At 45.2% G+C, this 23,074-nt stretch carries 21 protein-coding genes, 1 rRNA gene and 1 pseudogene; 19 read left to right on the top strand and 4 right to left on the bottom strand.

All coding sequences use genetic code 11. The features are described from left to right. Positions 1–92 precede the first annotated feature (92 nt). The 8 genes from nrfH (at position 93) to HMPREF0999_RS20720 (ending at position 9,450) form a co-directional block, all read left to right on the top strand. Complete coding sequence (gene nrfH / locus HMPREF0999_RS20685) at positions 93–683, top strand: cytochrome c nitrite reductase small subunit (protein ID WP_008781009.1); 591 nt, start codon at positions 93–95, stop codon at positions 681–683. Between the two features lie 18 nt (positions 684–701). Next, positions 702–2,186 carry an ammonia-forming cytochrome c nitrite reductase gene (gene nrfA / locus HMPREF0999_RS20690; protein ID WP_009276821.1) on the top strand — a complete coding sequence of 495 codons (1,485 nt, stop codon included), beginning with the start codon at positions 702–704 and terminating at the stop codon, positions 2,184–2,186. 2 nt (positions 2,187–2,188) lie between these two features. Further along, positions 2,189–3,379, top strand: coding sequence for a cytochrome c biogenesis protein ResB (locus HMPREF0999_RS20695; RefSeq protein WP_005855314.1), 1,191 nt, complete (start codon positions 2,189–2,191; stop codon positions 3,377–3,379). Between the two features lies 1 nt (position 3,380). Then, entirely contained in the window at positions 3,381–4,175 is a 795-nt protein-coding gene (ccsA, locus tag HMPREF0999_RS20700) for a cytochrome c biogenesis protein CcsA (RefSeq protein WP_005855316.1), read from the top strand. 16 nt (positions 4,176–4,191) lie between these two features. Beyond that, positions 4,192–5,484 carry an alginate export family protein gene (locus HMPREF0999_RS20705; protein WP_009276822.1) on the top strand — a complete coding sequence of 431 codons (1,293 nt, stop codon included), beginning with the start codon at positions 4,192–4,194 and terminating at the stop codon, positions 5,482–5,484. Positions 5,485–5,543: 59 nt separating this feature from the next. Then, positions 5,544–6,209 (top strand): Crp/Fnr family transcriptional regulator, encoded by a 666-nt coding sequence (locus HMPREF0999_RS20710; protein WP_005855320.1) that lies wholly within the window; start codon positions 5,544–5,546, stop codon positions 6,207–6,209. A gap of 58 nt (positions 6,210–6,267) precedes the next feature. Beyond that, positions 6,268–7,608, top strand: coding sequence for a sigma-54-dependent transcriptional regulator (locus HMPREF0999_RS20715; protein ID WP_005855322.1), 1,341 nt, complete (start codon positions 6,268–6,270; stop codon positions 7,606–7,608). Between the two features lie 126 nt (positions 7,609–7,734). Further along, entirely contained in the window at positions 7,735–9,450 is a 1,716-nt protein-coding gene (locus HMPREF0999_RS20720; protein WP_005855323.1) for an ATP-binding protein, read from the top strand. A 20-nt stretch (positions 9,451–9,470) separates the two neighbouring features. Here the strand turns inward: HMPREF0999_RS20720 and HMPREF0999_RS20725 are convergent, their stop codons facing one another. The 4 genes from HMPREF0999_RS20725 to HMPREF0999_RS20740 all read right to left on the bottom strand — a co-directional run bounded on the left by HMPREF0999_RS20725 (position 9,471) and on the right by HMPREF0999_RS20740 (position 11,792). After that, positions 9,471–10,307, bottom strand: a complete 837-nt coding sequence (locus tag HMPREF0999_RS20725; RefSeq protein WP_009276823.1) for a head GIN domain-containing protein — start codon at positions 10,305–10,307, stop codon at positions 9,471–9,473. A gap of 141 nt (positions 10,308–10,448) precedes the next feature. Further along, positions 10,449–10,670 carry a hypothetical protein gene (locus tag HMPREF0999_RS20730; RefSeq protein WP_005855327.1) on the bottom strand — a complete coding sequence of 74 codons (222 nt, stop codon included), beginning with the start codon at positions 10,668–10,670 and terminating at the stop codon, positions 10,449–10,451. A gap of 75 nt (positions 10,671–10,745) precedes the next feature. Next, positions 10,746–11,168, bottom strand: a complete 423-nt coding sequence (mscL, locus tag HMPREF0999_RS20735) for a large-conductance mechanosensitive channel protein MscL (RefSeq protein ID WP_005865683.1) — start codon at positions 11,166–11,168, stop codon at positions 10,746–10,748. A gap of 81 nt (positions 11,169–11,249) precedes the next feature. Next, on the bottom strand, positions 11,250–11,792 hold the full coding sequence (locus HMPREF0999_RS20740; RefSeq protein WP_005855331.1) for a lipocalin family protein: 543 nt from the start codon (positions 11,790–11,792) through the stop codon (positions 11,250–11,252). Between the two features lie 419 nt (positions 11,793–12,211). Here HMPREF0999_RS20740 and HMPREF0999_RS20745 point away from each other — a divergent pair, with 419 nt between their 5' ends. The 11 genes and pseudogenes from HMPREF0999_RS20745 to HMPREF0999_RS20795 all read left to right on the top strand — a co-directional run. Continuing rightward, the gene (locus HMPREF0999_RS20745) at positions 12,212–13,144 is read left to right on the top strand and encodes a tyrosine-type recombinase/integrase (protein ID WP_009276824.1); all 933 of its coding nucleotides are present in this window, start codon (positions 12,212–12,214) and stop codon (positions 13,142–13,144) included. A gap of 509 nt (positions 13,145–13,653) precedes the next feature. Next, positions 13,654–14,757, top strand: a complete 1,104-nt coding sequence (locus HMPREF0999_RS20750) for a transcription termination/antitermination protein NusG (RefSeq protein ID WP_009276825.1) — start codon at positions 13,654–13,656, stop codon at positions 14,755–14,757. Between the two features lie 43 nt (positions 14,758–14,800). Beyond that, positions 14,801–15,181, top strand: a complete 381-nt coding sequence (locus tag HMPREF0999_RS20755) for a hypothetical protein (RefSeq protein WP_005855337.1) — start codon at positions 14,801–14,803, stop codon at positions 15,179–15,181. 404 nt (positions 15,182–15,585) lie between these two features. Continuing rightward, a complete protein-coding gene (locus HMPREF0999_RS20760; RefSeq protein ID WP_009276826.1) occupies positions 15,586–16,905 on the top strand; it encodes a nucleotide sugar dehydrogenase in 1,320 nt (439 codons plus the stop codon). 8 nt (positions 16,906–16,913) lie between these two features. Beyond that, positions 16,914–18,158, top strand: coding sequence for an oligosaccharide flippase family protein (locus tag HMPREF0999_RS20765; RefSeq protein ID WP_009276827.1), 1,245 nt, complete (start codon positions 16,914–16,916; stop codon positions 18,156–18,158). Positions 18,159–18,994: 836 nt separating this feature from the next. Continuing rightward, positions 18,995–19,855 (top strand): annotated as a pseudogene (locus tag HMPREF0999_RS20775) (polysaccharide biosynthesis protein); the annotation flags it as partial. A gap of 393 nt (positions 19,856–20,248) precedes the next feature. Next, entirely contained in the window at positions 20,249–20,731 is a 483-nt protein-coding gene (locus HMPREF0999_RS20780) for a hypothetical protein (protein WP_010186000.1), read from the top strand. Between the two features lie 198 nt (positions 20,732–20,929). After that, positions 20,930–21,373: an HU family DNA-binding protein gene (locus HMPREF0999_RS20785; protein ID WP_009276830.1), complete on the top strand. Its 444-nt coding sequence runs from the start codon at positions 20,930–20,932 to the stop codon at positions 21,371–21,373. Beyond that, positions 21,363–21,557, top strand: coding sequence for a hypothetical protein (locus tag HMPREF0999_RS22555; RefSeq protein ID WP_127908265.1), 195 nt, complete (start codon positions 21,363–21,365; stop codon positions 21,555–21,557). The genes HMPREF0999_RS20785 and HMPREF0999_RS22555 overlap by 11 nt, the downstream gene beginning before the upstream one ends. A gap of 14 nt (positions 21,558–21,571) precedes the next feature. Beyond that, positions 21,572–21,988 (top strand): D-Ala-D-Ala carboxypeptidase family metallohydrolase, encoded by a 417-nt coding sequence (locus HMPREF0999_RS20790; RefSeq protein ID WP_009276832.1) that lies wholly within the window; start codon positions 21,572–21,574, stop codon positions 21,986–21,988. A gap of 501 nt (positions 21,989–22,489) precedes the next feature. Then, positions 22,490–23,074: ribosomal RNA gene (locus HMPREF0999_RS20795) — 16S ribosomal RNA — on the top strand; the annotation flags it as partial.

The following is a 23,074-nucleotide window of genomic DNA, read 5'->3' on the forward strand; positions in this document are numbered from 1 at the left end:
AAAATTTCGTGCAATGTAATATTTATTACAATTTCCTACACGCAAGTTTAGGATATTTGTGTCTCATAAACCAATATTAAAGAATCAGCGGTATGAAAATAAGAGAAATAATACAAACGCTGTTCCCGACAAGAACTTGGAAACTAGCCGCTATCATAGCCGGAGGTGTCCTTTGCGGGCTGGGGTCTTATACCTTATATGCTTCCCGGGCGTGGACTTATTTGTCCGACGACCCGGCTACTTGCGTGAATTGCCACATTATGGGCCCTTATTATGCTACATGGAATCATAGCTCGCACAGCCGTAACGCCACTTGCAACGACTGCCATGTGCCGCACGAGAACGCCGTGAAGAAGTGGTTCTTCAAAGGTATGGACGGAATGCGCCACGCCTCGGTATTCATGATGCGAGGGGAACCGCAAGTGATACAGGCGATCGACGAGAGCGCGGAGGTAATCATGAATAACTGTATCCGTTGCCATACGCAATTGAATACGGAATTCGTGAATACCGGAAGGATCGATCATGAGATGGCAATGGCGGGAGAAGGGAAAGCTTGCTGGGATTGCCATCGCGAGGTGCCGCACGGAGGTACGAACAGCCTGTCTTCTACACCGAATGCGTTGGTGCCTTATCCGAAGTCCGTATCGCCGGACTGGTTAAAAGATATGCTAAGTAAATAATAATAAATCAGTATAGTTATGGAAAAGAAATTAAAATCATGGCAAGGTTGGTTGCTGTTTGGAGGAACCATGGTCGTTGTTTTTGTTTTGGGTATGATCGCTGCTTCCGTGAACGAGAGACATGCGGAGGTCACTAGCGTAATGAATAATAAGAAGACGGAGATCACAGGAATCGAGGCTCGCAATGATAAGTTCGAATCGAATTATCCACGTGAGTACCAGACTTGGGAGGCTACGGCGGATACGAGTTTCAAGAGTTTATACAATGGAAATCAGGCGGTCGATGTTCTGGAGGCTCGTCCGGAAATGGTGATCCTTTGGGCTGGTTACGCTTTCTCTAAGGATTATTCTACCCCGAGAGGGCATATGCATGCGATCGAGGATATGCGTAACACGTTGCGTGTAGGCGCTCCGATGACAGAGAACGAGGGGCCGCAACCGGCTACTTGCTGGACTTGCAAAAGCCCGGATGTTCCCCGCATGATGCAAGCGATGGGCGTGGATAATTTCTATAAGGGCAAATGGGCTTCTCTGGGTAAAGAGATTATGAATCCGATCGGTTGCGCCGATTGCCATGAGCCGGAGAATATGAACCTGCATATCAGTCGCCCGGCTTTGATCGAGGCTTTCCAGCGTCAAGGCAAGGACATCACGAAAGCGACCCAGCAAGAGATGCGTTCCTTGGTTTGCGCGCAATGCCACGTGGAATATTATTTCAAGGGCGATGGCAAATACTTGACTTTCCCTTGGGATAAAGGTTCTACGGTTGAGGATATGGAGGCTTATTATGATGAGGCCGGTTTCTCCGATTATACGCATAAGCTAAGCCGTGCTCCTATTTTAAAGGCACAGCATCCGGATTATGAGATCTCCCAAATGGGTATCCATGCGCAGCGGGGTGTATCTTGCGCCGATTGCCATATGCCGTATAAGAGCGAGGGGGGCGTGAAATATAGTGACCACCATATCCAAAGCCCGTTGGCTATGATCGACCGTACGTGTCAGGTTTGCCACCGTGAGAGCGAGGAGACCTTACGCAATAATGTGTACGAGCGTCAGAATAAGGCGAACGAGATGCGTTACCGTTTGGAGACCGAGTTGGCGAAAGCGCATATCGAGGCGAAGTTCGCGTGGGATAAGGGGGCTACCGAGGATCAGATGAAAGATGTATTGAAACTGATCCGTCAGGCACAATGGCGTTGGGATTTCGGCGTGGCTTCTCATGGTGGTGCGTTCCACGCTCCGCAAGAGATTCAAAGGATATTAGGCAATGGATTGGATAAGGCGATGCAGGCTCGTCTGGCTACTGCGAAAGTGTTAGCGAAATTAGGTTATACGGATGATGTTCCGATGCCGGACTTCTCTACGAAAGAAAAGGCTCAGCAATATATCGGTTTGGATATGGCCGCTGAACGTACCGCCAAGGAAAAATTCCTGAATACGATCGTTCCTCAATGGGTGAAAGAGGCGCAAGAAAATAATCGTTTAGCGAAGAACATTTGATTATGTGGAAACAACCTTGGGGATCTGCTGAAGGCTGGGCCATCTGTGCCGGTTTACTGATTACGGGATTTGGCTTGCAACTGATCACTGGCCCGGTTCAGGCAGGGTTGTTCCAATATCCGGTGAATGTGGCCGGAGGATTGATTTTTCTGCTGGTTCTATGTATAGGGTTTGTTGTTAGCCGGAAAATCACGGTTGTCCAGTGGTTTTCCGGGTTAACGGCGAGCATTACCTCTTTGTCGGCTCTTTTGTCAGTTGTGTTGGTTATGGGATTTGTGGGTCCGGGTATCGAGCGGATTACGATGTCGTGGCCTTTTGTCCTGCTGTTTCTCTATTTCTTGTTTGTCTTGGGCTTTGTCACATTGAAGCGTATCGTATCGTTTCGCTGGCGGGATGTTCCGTTTATGCTGAACCATGCCGGCTTATTTATCACGCTGCTGGCGGCGATCTTGGGAAACGGGGATTTACGCCGTTTACGGATGACGGTTCCGTTGGAGAATCCCGAGTGGAGGGCTTCGGACGAGAAGAATGAGATGATAGAGCTACCGCTCGCCATCGAGCTTCGTTCGTTTACGATCGATGAATATCCTCCTAAGTTAATGCTGATCGACAATACGACCGGAAAAGCGCTTCCCGAAAAACAACCCGAGAATCTATTGGTAGAGGAAACTCCCTTGGCCGGGAACCTGCAAGGCTGGAAGGTTGAGGTTACCCGTTCACTACCGATGGCAGCTTGCGTGATGGGGCAGGATACGGTAAACTTCGTGGAATTTCACTCCGAGGGGGCGACCACCGCTTTATACGTAAAAGCACGTAACGAACTTACCGGACGGCAGAAGGAAGGCTGGGTGAGTTGTGGCAGCTATATCTTCCCATATATATCGCTCCAGCTGGATGATGCGGTTAGCATGGTGATGCCGGAACGGGAACCGAGACGCTTTGCCTCGGACGTTATGGTCTATACGAAAGATAAACAGACCAAGGAGGCGTGTATCGAGGTGAATAAGCCGCTCTCTATCGCCGGATGGAAAATCTACCAGTTGAGTTACGACGAGACGAAAGGTAAATGGAGCCGGATGAGTGTATTTGAGTTGGTAAGAGATCCATGGTTGCCGATCGTTTATACAGGGATCTTAATGATGATAGCCGGGGCGATCGGATTATTCCTGTCCGCTCCCGTAAAAAAAGAATAGTATGGATTGGAGTTACTTTATTTATTTCGCCGCTCCGGCGTTACTTTGCTGGATAGGTGGGGCATGGTTGGCTTATCGTCCTTCTTTTTCCAAGGGGGCTGTCGCTTGGACCGTGTTTGGCTTGGTTATATTTTCCGCTTTTATCGTAGGGATGTGGATCTCGTTGGAGAGGCCGCCCTTGCGCACGATGGGCGAGACTCGTTTATGGTATTCTTTCTTCTTGCCGGTGGCGGGCGTGATCACTTATGTCCGTTGGCGGTATAAATGGATACTTTCCTTTAGTACATTGTTGGCCTTTGTCTTTATCTGTGTCAATCTGTTTAAGCCGGAGATACATAACAAGACCTTGATGCCCGCTTTGCAAAGCCCGTGGTTCGCTCCGCACGTGATAGTCTATATGTTCTCTTACGCCATGCTGGGCGCCGCTGCCCTTATCGCCATTTACCTGCTGATCCGTGCGAGGAAGAAGGGGATTGACGAGGGGATGATGAGTTTATGCGATAACTTGGTATATGTCGGTATGGCCTTCCTCACGATTGGGATGCTGTTCGGCGCTTTATGGGCCAAGGAGGCGTGGGGGCATTATTGGAATTGGGACCCGAAGGAGACATGGGCGGCTGCCACTTGGTTGGGGTACTTGATTTATATCCATTATCGCCTTCGTCATCACTTGCGTTATTCGGCGGCGTTGGGGCTTTTGGTTTTCTCTTTTCTTTTGCTACAGGTGTGTTGGATTGGCGTGAATTATCTACCCTCCGCACGAGGATATAGTGTACATACTTATAATATGGAATAATTAAAATCAGAGGTATATGAAAAAACTAGTTGTTTTAGTAGCGGGCTTGCTCTCTGTGGCCCTTTTCGCGCAAGCGGAAGAAACACAAAATACGAAAGAGAATACGTTTTCGATGAAAGTGCAGATACGTCCGAGAGCCGAGTACCGGAACGGGGTCTTATTCCCCCGGCCTAAAGATGCCGAGTCCACCGGGTTTATCAATAACCGTGCCCGCTTTTCTTTGGGGTATGAGCGGGATCGTTTGTCTATCGGTTTGTCCGCGCAACATGTTGGCGTATGGGGGCAGGATCCTCAAATCGATAAGAATGGTCGTTTTATCTTGAATGAGGCGTGGGCGAAACTGGATTTCGGATCGGGTTTCTTCGCTAAGTTAGGTCGCCAGTCGTTGGTATACGATGACGAGCGTATCATGGGTGCGTTGGATTGGAACGTGGCCGGTCGTTATCACGACGCTTTGAAACTGGGCTATGAGAACACGAATAACCAACTGCATTTAATTCTTGCGTTCAACCAGAATGATGAGAAAACGATCGGAGGAACGTATTACGCTCCGGGCGCGCAACCCTATAAAACAATGCAAACCCTTTGGTATAAGCATCTCTTCGACAAGAGTTTTAACGCATCCTTCTTGTTTATGAACTTAGGGATGGAAGGCGGTGATGCCGAGAAACAAAACTCGGATACAAAATACCTGCAAACGTTGGGAACGAACCTGATCTATACGCCTAGCCACTGGATGGTAGGCGGTATGTTCTATTATCAATTCGGCAAGACGAAAAGCGGACGGGATGTTTCCGCTTTTTTATGGGCGGTAAACGCCGCTTATCAAATCGATCCGCAATGGAAGATCGGTGTAGGTAGTGATTATCTGAGTGGCTCGGATGGGGCCGACGGGAAATATAAGGCGTTTGATCCTCTGTACGGAACCCATCATAAGTTTTATGGTGCCATGGATTATTTCTACGCCTCCTCTTTTGTCAACGGATTGAATCCGGGCTTATGGGATAATCAGGTAAATGTCGCCTATAAACCTTCTTCCAAGGTAAACCTGTCTTTAGCCTATCATTATTTCTCCATCACGGGCGACGTATACGAAGGTAATGATAAATTGAGTAAAGGTTTAGGTTCGGAATTGGATTTCCAAGTGGATTGGGTAATCATGAAAGACGTGAAATTATCCGCGGGATATTCTACGATGTTGGGTACGAATACCATGAAGGCCGTGAAGGGTGGAAATCCGTCTCATTGGCAAGATTGGGGTTGGTTATCAATAAATATTAATCCGACTATATTCACGACGAAATGGTAACAGTTCTCAAGGAAAAGGGTATATTTGCAGGAGTAAACCTTTTTTCAAAACAAGATACGATGGATATAACCGATATGTTTAAAATTCCGCTTTTTAAGAATTTTACGCTTAAGATGCGGGAAGAGTTTTTGGATAAACTTGAATATACAGTAGAGGAGCATCCAAAAGGAAAAACCATAATTCATCAAGGGACGACTTGTAACGCCCTTCATGTCTTATTGAAGGGAAAATTGAACGTGGATGTTTTGGACGTATCAGGTAACATCGTGCGCGTGGAGACGATACAGGCTCCACGCACGTTCGCTACGCCTCATATCTTTTCCGAGAAAAACCAATTCCCCGCTACTTTTACCGTCGACGAGGATGTGGTATTGCTTAAGGGTTCCAAGGAGTCTGTATTTACCTTAATGCATTCTATGCCGTTATTCCTGCATAATTTCCTTTGTGTCAGTACAAGCTGTAATAAATGTACGATGACTCGTTTGAAGGTGCTTTCGTTTCGTGGCATCCGGAACCGCTTTATTTATTACTTATTCGAACATCAGCAAAAGGATTCGAATGTCGTGGAACTAGAACATACCCAAGAGCAGTTAGCGGAGTATTTTGGTGTTACCCGCCCGGCTTTATCGAAGGAAATCGGGAGATTGGTGGATGAGGGATTTATCAGCATTACAAGGAGAAAGGTGACGATTTTAAATAAGACGGCGTTAACATGTATGCTTTAATGCTTTTGGGAAAAAGGTAAAAAGCGTACATTTGTGCCCAAATAAATAACTCCGGTGTATGGGCAAAGTTTTAATTATCGACGACGAGAAGCAGATTTTAGGTTTACTTTCACGCATTATCGGTTTGGAGGGATACGAGGTCTTACAGGCTGCTACTTGTAAGGCGGGGCTGAGGCAGATGGAGCAACATTCGCCAGAGGTGGTATTGTGCGATGTGTTCTTGCCGGATGGTAATGGTGTGGATTTGGTGTCGGACTTAAAGAAACTTCGCCCTCTATCCGAGATCATCCTACTTACCGCGCATGGTAATATTCCGGATGGCGTACAGGCAATCAAGAATGGAGCCTTCGATTATATCACGAAAGGGGATGATAATAATAAGATCATTCCTCTGGTAGCCAAAGCGATGGAGAGAGCTTCTGCCGCTTATCAACAGCAAAAGAAGGAAGCTACGTCCGTCGGGAGGCAATATTCGTTTGATACGATTGTCGGTAAATCACCCGCTATCCAAGCGGCGATAGCGTTGGCTCAGAAAGTCTCGGCTACGGAGGTTCCGGTTCTGTTGACTGGTGAGACCGGTACGGGAAAAGAGGTCTTTGCTCAATCCATCCATCAACATAGTTCCCGGAAAGGGAAGTCTTTTGTCGCTATCAATTGTTCCTCTTTTAGTCGGGATTTATTGGAAAGCGAGATGTTCGGTCATAAAGCGGGGGCTTTTACCGGTGCTTTGAAAGAGACAAAAGGCTTGTTTGAGGAAGCTTCCGGAGGTACGATCTTCTTGGATGAGATCGGGGAAATGGCTTTCGACTTGCAAGCGAAATTGCTCCGTATCCTTGAGACCGGGGAGTTTATCAAGATCGGCGATACGAAACCTACGAAAGTGGATGTACGCATTATTGCCGCTACCAATCGTGACTTAGAGAAAGAGATCGAGCTAGGACATTTCCGGGAAGATCTATTTTATCGGCTTTCCGTTTTCCAGATCCATCTTCCTGCGCTTCGTGAACGGGTCGAGGATATCCCTCTCCATATAAAAGCCTTTGTTTCCGCTTTTTCCTCCAAGATGGGAAAGAATATCCGAACAATTTCGCCCGAATATATAGATGCCCTGAAAAAACGAGCTTGGAAAGGTAACGTACGTGAGTTGCGTAATGCAATTGAGCGTAGCCTAATTATTGCCGATGGAGATACCTTAACCTTGGATGCCCTCCCTTTGAATATGCAAACCTCCTCTGCGGCGAGTACGGAATCTTATAGCGGTTTTGACCTGAGTGGCGTAGAGAAAATGCATATCCAAAAAGTGCTCAAATACACAAAAGGCAATAAAACCGAAACTTCCCGCCTTCTAGGTATAGGCCTCACTACTCTTTATCGGAAGATTGAGGAGTATGGGCTTTAGTCTCATATTCTGCATTTATGTATACCCGAAAGCATTTTGAAGATATGCAAGGAGAAACGGACATTGCTAAATATTTTATCTTTGCTGAACGTAAACTTAATAATAATCGCTTAAAATACATCACCTATGAGTCTGAAGATTAAAACAAAACTAAGATACGGAATCGGGCTGCTGTTTGCCATGATCGTTTTGCTGGGAGGTCTATCGGTAAAGAACATCTCCGATATGTCTGCCGACACAAGGAACATATTGGCCGATAATTATAATTCTTTGCTCTATTCACGCCGGATGCTGGATGCGCTGGAACGAATTGATAGCGATCCTTCGGCTCAAGCAGATTTCGAGAAAAACCTAGGGCTACAGAAAAAGAATATCACGGAGGTCGATGAGAATGTGGCCACCTCACATCTAGTCGCTCAATACGAGCAATTGGCGAAAGAGCGTAATGAGGAGAATATCCGTCGTGTACGTCTCGCCTTAAATCAAGTCATGAGTTTGAATATGGCTTCTATCTACAGGAAAAGCCAAGTGGCGGAGTCTACGTCTCAAAAGGCTTTATTTTGGATTTGGGGGATTGGCCTCTCTTGTATGGTGGTCGCTTTCGCTTTTTTAATACGTTTCCCCCGTTCGATAAATACCCCTATCCGTATGTTGATGGACGGTATCATGGAGATCGCTAACCATAATTACGAGAAACGCTTGGATCTCGCTAAATATGATGAATTCGAGGGGGTCGCGAAATCCTTTAACCGGATGGCGGAACGGCTTACGGAATACCGGAAAAGTACGTTGGCGGATATTATCCAAGGAAAGAAATATATAGAGGCTATCGTGAATAGTATCACGGAGCCAATCATAGGCTTGGATCGGGATCGTAAGATTCTTTTCGCCAATAACGAGGCTTTGACGATCTTGAATCTCAAGCGGGAAAACGTGATCGGAAAGTCTGCCTCGGAATTATCCTTACGGAACGATTTGCTTCGCAGGTTAGTTCGGGAACTGATCCAGCCGAGCGAGAAAAAAGAGCCGCTTAAAATTTACGCAGATAATAAGGAAAGTTATTTTCAAGTGCAATATATACCGATCCGTGTGTTGGAGAATGGCGAGGCGGAGGTGTATGTGGGCGACGTGATCTTATTGAAGAACATCACGGAGTTTAAGGAGTTGGATTCCGCTAAGACCACTTTTATCTCGACGATCTCCCATGAATTGAAAACTCCGATATCGGCGATCATGATGAGCCTGAAATTGTTGGAGGATGCCCGTGTGGGAGCCATGAACGACGAGCAAAAAGCACTGGCGGAAAGTATCAAGGAAAGTAGTAATCGATTACTGGAAATAACCAGTGAGCTATTGAAAATGACGCAGGTGGAGGCTGGCAAGCTACAATTGAATCCGAAAATAACCAAACCGATCGAATTGATCGAGTATGCGATAAAGGCGAACCAAGTGCAAGCTGATCGCTTCAATTGCCATATAGAGGTGGAATACCCGGAGAAGATTTCCAAGCTTTTCGTGGATAGCGAGAAAATCGCATGGGTCTTGACGAATCTATTGTCGAACGCAATTCATTATACCCCGGAGAATGGCCGTATCATAATCGGTGCCCGCCAGCAAGATCATAGCGTGGAGATCTATGTGCAAGATTTCGGTAAGGGTATTGATCCCCGATATCATCAAAGTATATTCGATCGCTATTTCCGTGTGCCGGGAACGAAGGTACAAGGGAGTGGCCTAGGGTTGGCTATCAGTAAAGACTTCGTGGAAGCTCATGGAGGAACACTTTCTGTTGATAGCGCAGTTGGAAAAGGAAGTACTTTTGTTATAAAATTCAATGTATAAGAGGGTAAAAAAAGAGGGTGTTAATTACCCTCTTTTATAATATCGCTTCCTCCGGAAGTGGATGTATCCGATCTTGCCGAACCTTTGTAATGTACATCACTACCTCCGCTTGCCGAAGCCTTGATATAATCGGTTACGTGCGTATAAATATCGGAGCCACCACTGGCGGAACATTCCAACTGGTTTAAGATAAGATCATAAGCCTTGATATCCGAGCCACCTGAGGCGGAATATTCGCCGTTCTCCGCTTTTCCCGTAAGCTTGAGATCGCTACCTCCGCTGGCACGGCCTCGTATTATTCGGGTAGTAAGATCGTTGATGATGATATCGCTACCGCTGGTCGCCTCAATTATGCAATTAGATACGTTGACCGGTTTCTCCATTTTCACGTCGCTACCCCTTGTCGCTATAATTTCCAGATCATCTCCGGATAAAGCGCTTCTCAGGACAAAATCCATACAACCGGACATCTGGATTTTTTCCAGCTTCTTGGAAGTGCCCTCTATTTTAAATCGGGTAGGGCTTAATTGTGTACCATTCTCTGTGGAGATTGAAAGTTCTTCGTTTTTTACTTGAACGTTTATATAAGGATATAAGTTCTCGTCGATCGTGATTCGTAAGGACGCTGATTCTCCTTGCGTATATCCGAAAACGTACGACGGATTTCCCCCACGGCTGAATAGGCTGAACCAACTGTCGCTATACCCCATGGCGGTTGAGCCGACTTTTATCGCTGAATAGTCTCTGACGGAGATTTCTTTCGTGATAATATCCCCATTCCCTTTTACTTTCTTCGCCTCGATAGGCATCACGCAAAAAGCGATCAACGCAAATAAGGCCATCATTCTTGTTCTCATATGAAGTGTAATTAATTTATACTCTTTTCTTATAAGACGAATGGAGTTGAAAAAACGTTACATCTAAAATGAAAAAAAAAAGCTATCATTGACTTTTTTTGTGATAGCTTCTTTTTCTTGCCCTAATAACAGGGAGGTCGATTAATTACTTTTAGGTTTTTCAACCATATGTTCTACTCTGTCTTTGACGTATTCGACTTGATTTTTACCCGTGTCTACCACGTCCTTTACTTTTTTCTTCGCCTTATCTGTAAGACCGTGGAGTTCGTTCTCCAGACATTCGAACTGTCCTTGATCTTCCATCCTGCGAAGTACGTAACCAACAACTACACCTACGGCTAAACCGAATAATACATTTTTCATAACTACTACTTTTTATGAGTTAAAACATTATTTTTTGTAGTTATGAAACAGCAAGTCAACCAATAAGGTTGGTGTTTATTTGTTATTTTTCAGTAAATCCCTAATCTCGGTAAGTAATTGGATATCCGCAGGGGGAGCGGCCGGAGCTTTCGGGGCCTCTTCCTTCTTCTTGCTTAAAGCATTAACACCTTTGACAAGTAAAAAGACGGCGAAAGCTATGATTATGAAATCCAGTGTCACTTGTATGAAATTTCCGTAGTTAATGGAGACCGCCGGAGAGATCACCTTGTCTCCCTCCATTACAGCATGCTTCAAGGTGATTTTTAAATCCGTGAAATTGACGCCACCTACAAGTAAACCTACCGCCGGCATGATCAGATCCGCTACGATAGAAGATACGATCTTTCCAAAGGCACCACCGATAATGATACCTACCGCCATGTCCACTACGTTACCTCGCATGGCGAACTGCTTAAACTCTTGTAATATTTTTTTCATAAAACAACGCTTTTTATATTATAACAACAAAATTAGCCATAAGTTGAATATTTTCAATGCTTATAGCGAAATTTGAAGAAATTATTTTTGATTTTCATGTTTTTGTTTGACCCATTTGAGCATTGATGTGTTATATCCTCTTTCTTTGGCCTTAGTCAATAAAAAGAGAATAGCCTCTTCTGGGAGTGTAGGCGTACGACTAAGTAGCCATAAATAGTCTGAGGTATTACTGCCTACGAGAGCGTATGAGTAATTATCCTCGTCAATTTCCATAATGTTGTACTCGGCGTAGAACCGCATAAAGAAACACACTTTTAATTTACTAGGACACGTAGGATCTGTTATTTTGGCTATACCTTTCGCTCGTTTGAAGGAACCGGAAAAATTACCCCAATATCCGCTGTTAACAACTTCTATATCTCCATTCGGGAGAAATGAGTATTCCACGGTAGCCCCTACGAGATTATGCTCAAAGCGATGATCAAAGCGTGCTATTTCAAACCATTTCCCCATATAGCGGTGTAAATCCAAAGTCTGGACGGTTTCTTTGTTTATAATGTGTTGAGTGCAAGATAAATTACACTGCATTATAAGACAGATGAGGCCTATTAGTTTAAATCGCATAGGTTTTTATTTTTATCTCATAATAAACATAGAGAGCCTCTAAAAAGTTTGAAAACGTTCATATTTTAGGATTTTTATTTTTTCGACAATCTGTGCTTTAACTTTTAATTTGAAATTTCTATCCTGTCTGAAGTGAGAAATTCGTAGTTGTGGCATTTCCGGACGATAGATTTAGATCCACGTTTTTATATGTTTTTTTGTATTGAAAATTTCATAGTTATGATTTGGAAAAGTCATAACTATGAAATAAAAAGTCATAACTATGAAATAAAAAGTCATAACTATGAAATAAATGACTCTTTACAGTGAAAAAAATATATGAAGATGTTTTAATTGTAAATGCTTGTTTGAGAGTTAGTAATCGTCAAGATGTCTAACTTTGCGTGTTTGTTTTCAGTTGGAATTTAAAATAGAGAGATATGGATGAGAAAGATTTGGTGGAAGGGATGCGAGAGTATATAAGTCTGTTACAAAAGGAAGGACGGTATTCCTCGGCGAAAAGTTATCAGGATGCGATGAACTCTTTTATACGGTATAGCGGGACGGATCGTATCCCATATACATATATAAATAAGGATACTCTTCGCCGGTACGAGGCTTATTTGTTGGAGAAAGGCTGCATGCGTAATACGGTCTCCACGTATATCCGCCGTTTGCGTTGTATCTATAACAAGGCGGTGGAGAATGGCGAGGCGGCGTTTATCCCCTCTTTATTCAAGGGGGTTTTTACGGGTGTGGAAAGCCAGCGCAAGAAATCCTTGCCTCTGGGTGATTTGAATCGCCTGATGACTGTCCCTGTAAAAGGAGAGAAGTTAAGGAAGACACAGTTGGCCCTTTGTTTGATGTTTCAATATGGGGGAATGTCGTTCGTTGATTTCGCCCATTTGAATAGAGGTAATATCAAGAACGGCATATTGGATTACAATCGCCAGAAGACCGGGACCTCTATGCGGTTGGAGGTCTTGGATACGGCGGAAGCTATGTATAAGGAACTGGCAGGTGAGAGGGCGGGAGGCTCCGGCTATTTATTTCCCTTTTTAAGTGGGACGAAGAACGGCCATGAGGAATATCTCGAGTACAATGCGGCCTTGTCCCGGTTTAACCGGAACTTGAAGACGTTGAAAGAGGTTGCCGGAATAGTCTCGGATGTGACTTCTTACACGATCCGTCATTCTTTTGCCATGGCATTGAAGGAACAAAATGTCCCCATAGAGATGATCAGCGAGTTATTAGGCCATAAATCCATCAAGACAACCCAGATTTATCTGAGAAGTTTCTCGTTGGAGAAAATGACGGTGGTAAACAAGTCTTGCTTTGAGAATGTATATAATTATATGCCAGAGGTGGGATGAGGCTACTTGGGGAGTAGCGTTCATTTCACGGTGCAAATGTAGCAAAAAATAGCAAATAACAAGCAATCATTAGTTTTAGTTTGTGCTCCGGCCTTGATTCTCCTTAAATCTTCGTTCTTATTCCTAGTGTATAGACATGGCAATAGAGACGAAATGATCTCGTATTTCCTACATCATCACGTCCCTTCTAAAAATCGAACATACATTCCTGTAGAGACGGGGCGTGCCCCGTCTCATCCCCTCCAAATGGTAACTTAAAGCTACTATCAGACAGTGGGAGACGGGACACGCCCCGTCTCTACAACCGGGTGATAACCGTTCTCGCACCTTTTACGCTACTCCCCAAGTAGCCTAAGATTTCGAGAGATGGTAATTTTCAGTAATGCCATATTTAAAAATATAAAACGCTGTTTATCAAGATGATGTAAATGATTCTTGGTAGGGCTCTGAATTGCCGTGGGGTCTGTTTTCGGGCCACGGGATAACCACTAGAAAAGATAATCATAGAGATGGATATATTGACAGGCAAGTGCTCGGATAGGTTCATGGCGCATGTTCTGAAGCGACGTGACCAGGAGGCCGTCCGCTGGTACGTGCTCACGCTCCCTACCGCCGGTGGCGGGCGTGACAGGATCAGCCCCTCGAAGGGGCTGGACGCTGAGCTTTCCCGCCGTGAGCGTCGTGGGGAGGCCTTGTTCGAGTATTTCTCCCCCTCGTATGTCGAGGCGAGGAAGGTGGGCGGCAAGATGGTCAACACGAAACGGCCCCTGCTGTACAACTACGTGTTCGTCCACGCCTCGGAGGACGAGATCTTCCGCCTGAAGCGTACGCTTCCCCTGTATAATTTCCTCCCCCGGGTTTCCTCCGGCGGGCGGTCTTATTTCCCGTACCTCTCGGATCGTGAGATGGATACCTTGCGTTGGGTCGCGGCTTCTTACTCCAACGAGCTTCCGGTGTACGTGCCAGATAGCGGCCGCTTGTTGAAAGGCGACCGTGTGCGTATCACCTCCGGCCCTTTTACCGACATGGAGGCGGAGGTGGTGGTGCAGCCGGGCGGTGGGCATAAGGACGTGATGGTGCGTATCCTCGACTGTCTGTGGGTCCCCTTGTTCGAGGTGAGAGCGGGGGAGTATGAGTTGATCGAGCTGAACACGGGGGGCAAGCACGTGTATACCCATTTGGACAACGACCGTCTGTCGGAGGGCTTGCACGATGCCTTGGGCCGTTACCATGCCTCCGGCGTGGTAGTGGATGAGGATGTCCGTCTGGCCCGTGAGGTCCTGCGTGGCTACGCCTCTCTCCGTGGTGAGACCGACGTGATCCGTTGCAAGCTTTACTCTTTGCTCCTTCCAGCCTATCTGCTTTTGGGCGAGTCGGATGAGTTCGATCGTTTGCACGCCACGATGCGCAGCATGCTCCCGGTGATAAAAGCGGGGCAATCCCGTGCCTTGTTGCTGGTCACGCTGTACGGCTGTACGGACAGCAGCCTCTACCAGCGCATGGCGCACGAGGTGGTTGACCCGTGGCTGGACGAGCCTTCTCCCAAGAAAAGTAAGTCTGTGTTGATACGTCGTCTACGTGATTACGACGGTTGGCTGAAACATAATGAATAAGGAATAATTCAAAATTCATACATCATACATCATAATTCAAGACATGTCTTCCCTTCCTTCGGGCATCCGTTTGATGAACCTGTTGCGTGACCATTTGACAGAGATCATGGATCGTGAGCGTGCGAACCTGAACTCAATACACCTGTATTGTACGGGATCTTACTGGGTGTCGTTCGAGCGTTCTGCCTATCAGTTGCGTCGTGTGTTTCCGGATAGCGAGACTACGCCGCTGCGCCTGTTCGCTTATCCGTTCCCGATCGTGATGGTGTCCGTTACGGATCGCTCACTCCGTTTGTACGCCCGTAAACATATCTTGAGGAGGGACGAGACGGATTACAAGCTATTGACCGTCCCCGGGCTTCCCATGGCGGATTACCATGTATGGCACGCTGGCGAGGTGGAAGGCTTGCCCCAGCTGACATGAACTCCAAATATGAAGCGCTGGAAAAGTAATAAACTCAATTATGGTATAATGATTTTGATTGATGGTTGGCAATTAGCATGAAATTTCGTATATTTACTCTAGAGGAAAAATAATTGTCATAAATTAATGAAAGCGGACGTGCTAAATTCGATAAAAGAGACCTTACGTAAGGTGATCTTGATTTCCATCTGAAAGGCACTCATAAGGAAATGCCGTCCGATGAGATGGGCAATGGGGCGATAGACCCCCATGAGCAATCTTAGGTGACTTGCGCCACTAACCTAAGATATTTTACCAACGCACCTAAGATACATGGTGGATGAACCTAGGATATTTTTTTAGTCAAAACAAATGCTTTGGGTCTGTTACGGATCTGAAGTGACTACTTATATACAATAATCATTATGTCAGAGGAAATCAAAATTGCTGTAGCTGGAACCGGTTATGTCGGGTTGAGTATTGCTACGCTGTTGGCACAGCATCATCCGGTCACTGCGGTTGACGTTATACCGGAGAAGGTGGAGACGCTAAACCGGAAGCAATCTCCTATTCAGGATGAGTATATCGAAAAATACCTAAAGGAGAAGGAGTTGAACTTGACGGCTACGCTTGATGGAGCGTCCGCTTATCGTGATGCCGATTTCATCGTTATTGCGGCTCCTACCAATTATGATCCGGTGAAGAACTATTTTGATACGCACCATATTGAGGATGTGATCGATCTGGTATTGAGTGTTAATCCAAGGGCGGTGATGGTGATCAAGTCGACCATTCCGGTCGGATATTGCCGGAGTCTTTATCTGAGATACGCCCAAAAGGGTATTGAGCGACTCAATCTGCTGTTTTCTCCGGAGTTTTTGCGTGAGAGCAAGGCGCTTTATGACAATCTTTATCCCAGCCGTATAATCGTTGGTTATCCCAAATTGCTAAGCGATGAGCAATTCAATGCGGAGAATGAGGCGATCGAGAGGATTGCGGATATTCCGGGTTTGGAGAAGGCTGCCCACACGTTCGCCGCCCTGCTTCAAGAAGGTGCCATTAAACAGGATATTCCGGCGCTATTCATGGGAATGAAGGAGGCCGAGGCCGTGAAGTTGTTTGCTAATACCTATCTGGCTTTGCGTGTAAGTTATTTTAACGAGTTGGATACCTATGCGGAGGTGAAAGGTTTGGATTCGAGTGCCATCATCCAGGGCGTGGGGCTGGATCCTCGTATTGGCACGCATTATAACAACCCTAGCTTTGGTTACGGGGGCTACTGTCTGCCGAAGGACACCAAGCAGTTGCTCGCCAATTATCAGGATGTTCCCCAGAATATGATGACCGCGATCGTGGAGAGCAATCATACCCGTAAGGATTTCATTGCGGACCAGGTGTTGCGCAAGGCCGGCTACTACGATTATAGCGAGAGGAACATTTTCCGGTGCTCCGAAGAGCGAGAATGCGTCGTGGGGGTATACCGTTTGACGATGAAATCGAACAGTGATAATTTTCGCCAGTCCTCTATTCAAGGCGTGATGAAACGTATCAAGGCGAAAGGGGTCAAGGTGATCGTCTATGAGCCTGCATTGAAAGACGGGAGTTCTTTCTTCGGCAGTGCCGTGGTGAATGATCTCGCCCGTTTCAAGGAGATGAGCCACGCCATCATAGCCAATCGTTATGATGATTGTCTGGACGATGTGTTGGGAAAGGTCTATACGAGGGATATCTTCGGTAGGGATTGAATCTTTAGATGATGGCTTTACAAGAGAGGCTGGGAAGGAATAAGACCATACTGGCTAATTTTTCCTATCTGAGTTTGCTGCAGGTATTCGCTATTCTATTTCCATTGCTTACCTATCCTTACTTGCTTCGGGTTATAGGCTTGGAATTGTATGGCGTGATCATATTCGCTCAATCTATAATAAACTATGTATCGCTGGTGATCAACTTCGGGTTCAATATGTCCGGAGCGAGGAACGTGGCGATTTACAAGCAGGATAGGGCAAGATTATCCCGGATCGTCACATCCATTTATTGGTGTAAGTTCATTTTATGGCTTGTTTGCCTAGTCCTGTATTTATCGGTCATCAGTATGGTTCCGTTCTTTGAGGATCATTATTGGGTGTATGTCCTCTCTTTCCTTTTGACATTCAACGAGCTTCTGTTACCTATCTGGTTCTTTCAGGGGATTGAGAAAATGAAATATATCACATTCGTGAACCTATCTGCCCGCCTGTTGTTCGTGGTTGCTATATTCTTGTTTGTCCATCGGCAAGAGGATTATTTGCTGGTCCCCTTGTTAAACGGGATCGGGGCTATACTGGCGGGTTGTCTCTCTTTATATATCGTGTTGGGAAAAGAGAGAGTAAGGTTTTCCTTGATGCCGGTAAGGGAATTGCGATCGGCCTATAAGGAGAGCTTGCCCTTATTTGTTTCGATCCTGTCCACACAGATTTATGTGAACGTTAATAAATTGGTGATCGGTTCTTTTCTGGGGATGTTGGAGGTTTCCATTTATGATATGGCGGATAAGGTGCTTCTTTTGATGAAACTCCCAGCCTCCATGATAGCGCAAGCCGTTTTCCCGAAGATTTCCCGTGAACAGAATATTCGTTTTATCAATCATGTGATGTTCTTGTCGATAGGGATCGCTTTACTTTTCTACATTAGTATGTTCTTCGGTAGTGACTGGTTGGTGTATCTTCTCGCCGGAGAACACATAGAAGAGGCTTCTGTCATTATGCGATTGCTGGGAATCTCTGCGATCTTGACATCTATCAATGGTTTCCTTGGAGGAAATCGTCTGGTCCCGCTAGGCTATTCGTCCGTGTATATGAGAGTGATGGTTGGAAATTGTCTGTTTTTTCTGACGGCTATGGGCTTGTTGTGGCTGACAGGAAGCATAACTATGTATACGGTTACGGTAATGGCCGTAGGGGTGGAAGTGTTTTGCTTTGTGTCGTTAGTTTATAGGAACTGGCGATTAGGGTTGTAGGGTTTAATAAAATAGTAATACTTATTTAGGATATATATCTAAATAAAGTGTTATAACAGAGATTTATTAAGAATATGTTGTTTTTCATTATAGCGTTTTTTCTCTTTTTTTATGTGTATATAAAAAGAATGATAAGGGATAGCTTTTCGAAAAAGGTCATATTGTCTTTTTGGACTATATGGTTTATATCTTTGGTTATATCTACTTTCAATCCTTATGGACTTTATCCGGTATCTGATGAAGTATATGTAATCATGTTACTAAATGTTTCTGCTATTATATTAGGTTTTTCTTCTGTAAAAGTTAATAAAAATATATGTTTAGACAAAAAGGTATATTTATATTCTCGTTCTTTGAATCGGTTTATTTATAGTAAAAAATATTTAATAATACTTTTTGTGTCTATCATTTTATTAGGAAGTCTCCTCGTAAAATATTGGAATGTAGTATTATCTATGAATCTTGTAGGAGTTGATGCTTTTGAAATACTAAATGATGATCTTTATAGCATAGATTTTGTTTTTTATACATTCTTTGCTCCTCCATTGTTTTATTGCTCAAATGCTATATTAGCTTATTGTTTGTTTTTTAAGCGAGTGTATAATCGGATGATTATAATATATATATATAGGATTATGCTCTTATAGGTGGAGGTAGAACGAACTTTTTAGTTCTATTGTTTGCTGTGTTTTTTGTTTTTATGATAACTGGAATTAAACTTAAATTTAAATATATATTTTCGTTATGTGTGTTTAGTTTGTTTATATATGTTGTGATTAGTTATTTTTCTGCTTTTAGGTTTGACATGCAGGAGTTTTCATTGGATACTATTAGAGACGGTTGTGAGCGATATTTGTGTGCGTGAACGCATGGAGGAGCTGTTCGAGGAGCATCGTCCGGATTACGTGTTTCATGCCGCGGCTTACAAGCATGTGCCTATGATGGAGGATAATCCGGAGGAGAGTGTCCGCAACAACGTGGACGGTACCCGGGTGATCGCAGACTTGGCGGTGAAATACGGCACGAGGAAGTTCGTTATGGTATCGACCGACAAAGCGGTGAATCCCACGAACGTGATGGGCTGCTCGAAACGTATTTGCGAGATCTACGTGCAGAGCTTGGATCAAGCCATCAAGGATGGGAAGGTGAGCGGTCGCACGCAATTCGTGACGACTCGTTTCGGCAATGTGCTGGGATCGAACGGTTCCGTGATCCCGTTATTCAAGGAGCAGATCAAGCGGGGCGGTCCGGTGACGGTGACGCACAAGGATATCATTCGTTTCTTCATGCTGATACCGGAGGCTTGTAAGCTGGTCCTAGAGGCCGGTACGATGGGTAATGGGGGAGAGATCTTCGTGTTCGATATGGGTAAACCTGTACGGACCGTGGATCTGGCTGAGCGGATGATTCGTCTGAGCGGGGTGAAGGGAATCGAGATCCGGTTCACGGGATTGCGAGACGGGGAGAAGTTGTATGAGGAGGTACTCAATGAGGAGGAGACCTCCAAGCCTACTTTTCATCCGAAGATCAAGATCGCCCAAGTCCGTGCGTATGACTATGCTGACGCCAATCTGCGGATTGATGCCTTGGTACATGCTTGTGCCGTGGAGGGGGATATGCGGATCGTGAAGCGGATGAAGGAGATCGTTCCTGAGTTCAAGAGCCAGCATTCTAAATATGAGGTGTTGGATGAATAGAGCGAAATAAAAAGTAAATTGCGCTTAAAATAATAGTATTATATAAATGATATTCAGTTGTTTAATCGTCTTCGATGTCTTTGAGGCTTTTATGGATTTATCCGTGAGGGCCTATGCTATTAATGTTGATTTAAATATAGCGTCAAAAAAGAAGAGCCTCCCCAGAGGCATTTGCAAGAAAAGAGAAGGAACCATGTGGGTTTTGTGATGAAAAGATAGGATGATAGAGATTTTGTAGAATCGATATAAGGTCAAGGTTTTGTACCGGTCTTCTTTTCCCGTAAAGGGATTTAGAAGGCCGGTTCTGTTTTTATATATGTATTTGAAAATCCGTATGTAAGTACGGTGTCCGGCCATATGCGGCGCAGGGATAAACATTCCCCCTGCGTTCGCATGATGAAAAAGATCTATGAGCGTTTGAGAGAGAGATTGGGGCATAAGCCCACGGTGAAGAATTTTGACGCGTTCTTGGTAACGTTGGGGCCGGATGAGCGGGAGTCTTGGAAAATGGATGTGTGTAGTTTGGGATATGGAGATTATTATAGGAAGATGCCCGGGGCGTACCGTAAATTTATCCGGAAGTATATGGAGCATGACCGGGAGTGCGAACGGTGTTATATACGTAAGTATACGGTGCGTGGTGATTTGTTGTATTCCCCATTTCGTCCGGAACTCTTGTTGGAGCTAGTGAAGCTTGTGGAGTTTACGGATCGTGAGACTTCCCCTTCCTCCTTGGAAATAGCCTCTTGCCTGTTGATGGGGTTTGATTATCCGGGCTCGGTGCGTGGCTTGGCTTCTCATTTGCGAGAGGCGGGGCATTCTGCGGAAGCAGTCTTGGTGCTCGCTGGAAAGAGGGAGGTGACGGATGAGTTTTAAAAGAGATATGGATTTGAATGTTAGTTAAGAATAGCAGGTTTTTATTGTCTTTGAAAAGAGGTATTTTTGGTTTTTTATTTTTAATTAGTTGAATATTACTTGTTTGATGGATAAAACTACGAACGTTCGTCTCTTCTGGGCCATCTTACCTTTGTGTCGTGCTCCATAAGGGGTATATAACCATAAAAATTAAAAGATATGGCACAAGGTTTTAAGTTGGTGTTGCGTCCGTCGAAGCCGGGCGAGAAGGATTCAGAGAAAAAGTTTTATGCGGTGTCGAAAACGAATGGTACCTCTAGTATGAAAACGCTATGTAAGTTGATCTCGGCACGTAGTACGGTGTCGTCGGCAGATGTGAAGGCGGTATTGGATAACCTTAATTTCGTGTTGGATATGGAGCTTCAGGAGGGGCGTATCGTAAGGCTCGGCGATTTCGGGAGTTTTCGGATCTCGGTGAGCAGTGATGGTGTAACAGATAAAAAGGATTTCAATTCGAGTATGCTGCGCCCGCCGCGTATCATTTTCACTCCGGGAGGTGAGTTGAAGGATACGAAGAAGACACTGGAGTACTCACGGATCTCCCAAGATGGTACCACTGCGGAGGCTGGTGGCTCTGATAGTGATAGCCCGAGTGAGATTTAACGTGCAACTGGTAATGGCCGTGCTACTTTGCGTGGCCGGCCTTACCTTAGTGTTCTGTGGTTTTTGGGTGGCTCCTTCCGGTGAGATAGATAACAGCGTACTGGTCGCATTTGGGGAGATCTGCACGTTTGCCGGCGCGCTGTTTGGGGTGGACTACTCTTATAAATTGAAAATTAAGGATTGAAAATTTGAGTTAAGATGGAAAAGGATGAGAAGAGATTGACAGAGCATTTTCGTATGGACGAGTTTGTTTATAGTGCGATGGCGGTGGAACTTGGACTTAATAATGCGTTGCCTTCGGAGGTAATACCGGCGATACGGAATCTAACGGTGCGGTTGTTGGAACCTTTGCGTATATATCATCGACAGCCTATGTATATCATGAGTGGCTATCGAAGCGAAGAGTTAAACCGATTAGTGGGAGGTGCCCCTAGCTCGCAACATATGAAGGGAGAGGCGGTAGACATTTACACGGTGGATCGCAACCGACTATTGGAGGACTTGGTGGCAAGCTGCTTGAATTTTGATCAGGCGATCCTTTATCGTACGAAGGGATTCATACATCTTTCATTAAAAAAACATGGGGTAAACAGAAAACAGATTTTATTTAAATAGGAGGGGGTATGAGTGGATTTTGGAAAAAAGGATACTATATATTGTGTTTTATCGTACGTACATTATATAACTTGTTAAGTCTTGAAAAAAAGCCTAAAAAATAATGCCCGATAAATTTGGATCGTATGTTTTATAGCATTACTTTTGCACCCGCATTCGAGAGAGAACGGCGCTTCAGAAATGATGGAAACGTGGAGGTATCCTTGGGTAGGGGATGAGGTTGGCTGGGCCAAGCGATAATTTCCAACCGCCCGGAGATCGACGAGAGAAAATAAATCGAGAATTTTTCACCGAAAAATTTGGAGATTAAAAAAAAGTCCTTACCTTTGCAGCCGCAATCGAGAAACGATAGCGAGAGAGTTCTTTGAGAGATTTACATAATTCAACAAGTAGTACAAGTATTAGGAAAATTAATTTTCCGGATTGATACCGTCAAGAAGAGGTATGACTTTGGACTACGATAAACGGATTCCGGAGCGAGGATATGATAAAACAATTTAAACAACGAAGAGTTTGATCCTGGCTCAGGATGAACGCTAGCGACAGGCTTAACACATGCAAGTCGAGGGGCAGCGGGGGTAGCGATACCCGCCGGCGACCGGCGCACGGGTGAGTAACGCGTATGCAACTTGCCTATCAGAGGGGGATAACCCGGCGAAAGTCGGACTAATACCGCATGAAGCAGGGATCCCGCATGGGAATATTTGCTAAAGATTCATCGCTGATAGATAGGCATGCGTTCCATTAGGCAGTTGGCGGGGTAACGGCCCACCAAACCGACGATGGATAGGGGTTCTGAGAGGAAGGTCCCCCACATTGGTACTGAGACACGGACCAAACTCCTACGGGAGGCAGCAGTGAGGAATATTGGTCAATGGCCGAGAGGCTGAACCAGCCAAGTCGCGTGAGGGATGAAGGTTCTATGGATCGTAAACCTCTTTTATAAGGGAATAAAGTGCGGGACGTGTCCCGTTTTGTATGTACCTTATGAATAAGGATCGGCTAACTCCGTGCCAGCAGCCGCGGTAATACGGAGGATCCGAGCGTTATCCGGATTTATTGGGTTTAAAGGGTGCGTAGGCGGCC

This window comes from Parabacteroides sp. D25 (genome assembly GCF_000307475.1).
In the GTDB taxonomy this organism is placed as follows: Bacteria; Bacteroidota; Bacteroidia; order Bacteroidales; family Tannerellaceae; genus Parabacteroides; species Parabacteroides distasonis.